Below are 2,305 nucleotides of genomic sequence, written 5' to 3' on the forward strand. Positions count from 1 at the left end.
CAACTCAAAGATCGATTTCAAATACGAGCAGATGTACGCAGCCCTCATCGTCGCAACCCTCATGTCCGTCTGCGTCTACGTCGCATTCACATGGCTCGGACACAAACTCTTCTCCGAATGGCACGAATCCGGCGGAAAGGAGAATTGACGAGGAACAGATGGTGACGATCAGCGATCGAGTGCGGCGCGCGCAACGTTCTCGAACAGACAGGCGGTCGTGATCGGGCCTATGCCGTCAGGAACATGGCTCACAATGGCGGCCTTGCCTTCCACCGAGGCCAGATCGACGTCGCCCACAAGCCCATTCGGCGTTGGCACGACGGACACATCAAGGAGAATGGCGCCGTCACGGATAGCGTCCGCGCCAATGAGCCCGGGCACGCCGGCGGCCGTGACAAGCACATCGGCCTTGCGCGTGTGGGCACGAAGGTCGCGCGTGGCCGCATGACAAACCGTCACCGTGGCTTCGGCATCGAGAAGCAGGGCGGCAAGCGGGCGCCCAACGATCCTGGACGCCCCAACGAGCACCACCTCGGCACCCTTTGGTGAGGGAAGAAGATGAGCAATCGCGGCCGCGCAGGCCCGTGCCGTTGCAGGCGCACGTGCCCGGCCTCCGAGCGCCAGCAGGCCGGCACTGAGCGGATGAAGACCATCGACATCCTTGCGGCTGCCGAGTGCCTCTGCCGCGTCGATCGGATCGAGCCCGTCAGGCAAGGGATAGAGCGGAAAGCCTGCATCGATCGCGTCATCGTCGCATATCCGCGCCAACTGCCGCAGAACCTCCGGGTCGGCGGCGGCATACTCTTCCAGAACAAGCTCGATACCGACCGCTTCCGCCGCAGCCTTCTGGCGCCCGGCATAGGCCATCATCGGCGCGCTGCCCCGGTCATACAGCACCTTGCAGCGAGGCGGCCGACCCAGTCGGCGGATCAACGCACGGGTCCGGACGTGGATCGTGTCGGCGAGTTCGTGGCCAAAAAACAGCTTTGACTGGTTCATCCGGGTTTCCTTGCTGTCTTGGACGGGCGCCACGCTCGGACTTCGCAGGAGCGGCAACGGCACGCCAGTAGCAGATTTCTTTTCCTCGATAAGGGAGGTTCGCGCCATGGGTTTTTGGCGCGCGAGCGGCGGAGTGTGAACAGCCCCCGGTGGGCGAGCGCCATGCATGAAACCCACTTGACCACCCCCCCGATTATTGCAACGATGAACGAACGAACGCTCGATAATCGCACAAACGAAGTTTATTCAGAAGGTGCAAACGAGCCGGCAGCTCTTTTGGGAAGTCGTTTTGGCGATGCCCGCCTGGTGAAGGCAACGCCTGCAGATTGGGACCTATTCGCGACAAGGTCGTCGCGGCTTTGTGGGATAAATGAATGCGTGTTCACGTGATTTACGCTCACCCTTTGCGGGACAGTCTGGCGGGGCAGTTGCACCAGATCGTCGTGGACGAGTTGACCAATGCAGGCCACGAGGTCGATGACCTCGACCTTTACGCCGAAGGGTTCGATCCCGTTCTGTCGCCGCAGGATCGGGAATGCTACCACGATGTCTCGATCAACCGGCACCGCGTCGATCCCTATGTACGCCGCCTCCAGAATGCAGAGGCGCTGGTTCTGTGCCACCCGGTCTGGAATTTCGGGTGGCCGGCGATCCTCAAGGGCTATTTCGACCGCATCTTCCTGCCGGACGTATCCTTCAAGATGGCGGATGGCGCGGTCTCTCCAGGACTGACCAATATCCGCAAGCTGTCCACGGTGACGACCTACGGTTCAAAGCGCTGGCGCGCGATGGTGCTGGGGGACCCGCCGCGCAAGAACGGCACACGTTTTCTGCGCGTGGTTTGCAACCCCCGAGTGCGCGTTCGCTATCACGCCCTCTACGACATCAACAATGTGACACAGGACCGGGTAGAGCGCTTCATGAGCACGGTACGCCACGAGATGGCTCGCTTCTGACGTGAGGCACTCGCAGATCATCGAGGCACAAGAGCCGATGCACAGCATCGTATCCCGTTATCATGCCGAGCCGGACCGCGACGTCTCGCTTTCGTTTGACGGTGTTTCGATGCGGTTTCCGGACGGGACGGAGGCGCTGGACGATATCTCGCTGACGATCGGGCAAGGCGAGTTCGTGTCGATCGTCGGGCCGTCGGGTTGCGGCAAGTCGACCCTGCTCAAGATCGCATCGGGCCTGTTTCCCCATACCGACGGCCTCGTCAAGGTCGACCGCGACCATCTCGGCTACACGTTCCAGGATGCAACGCTGCTGCCCTGGCGCAAGGTGATCGGCAACATCGAGCTGCTCA

3 protein-coding genes are annotated in these 2,305 nt (G+C 61.6%); 2 read left to right on the plus strand and 1 reads right to left on the minus strand.

What is annotated here, in order from left to right:
- Positions 1 to 168 precede the first annotated feature (168 nt).
- Complete coding sequence (locus GRZ55_RS22910; RefSeq protein ID WP_169289253.1) at positions 169 to 999, minus strand: bifunctional 5,10-methylenetetrahydrofolate dehydrogenase/5,10-methenyltetrahydrofolate cyclohydrolase; 831 nt, start codon at positions 997 to 999, stop codon at positions 169 to 171.
- Positions 1,000 to 1,373: 374 nt separating this feature from the next.
- On the opposite strand from GRZ55_RS22910, the gene GRZ55_RS22915 reads away from it, so the two are divergent.
- The gene (locus GRZ55_RS22915) at positions 1,374 to 1,955 is read left to right on the plus strand and encodes an NAD(P)H-dependent oxidoreductase (RefSeq protein WP_169289254.1); all 582 of its coding nucleotides are present in this window, start codon (positions 1,374 to 1,376) and stop codon (positions 1,953 to 1,955) included.
- 37 nt (positions 1,956 to 1,992) lie between these two features.
- Positions 1,993 to 2,305 (plus strand): ATP-binding cassette domain-containing protein (locus GRZ55_RS22920; protein ID WP_210257503.1); only part of this gene is annotated, 313 nt, incomplete at its 3' end.

Origin of the sequence: Chelativorans sp. ZYF759, from assembly GCF_012911015.1 — a bacterium.
Taxonomy (GTDB): Bacteria; Pseudomonadota; Alphaproteobacteria; order Rhizobiales; family Rhizobiaceae; genus ZYF759.

Excerpts from the sequence above, each read along its gene's own strand:
- GRZ55_RS22910 (WP_169289253.1), bottom strand. The coding sequence starts at position 999 with ATGAACCAGTCAAAGCTGTTTTTTGGCCACGAACTCGCCGACACGATC.
- GRZ55_RS22915 (WP_169289254.1), top strand. The coding sequence starts at position 1,374 with ATGCGTGTTCACGTGATTTACGCTCACCCTTTGCGGGACAGTCTGGCG.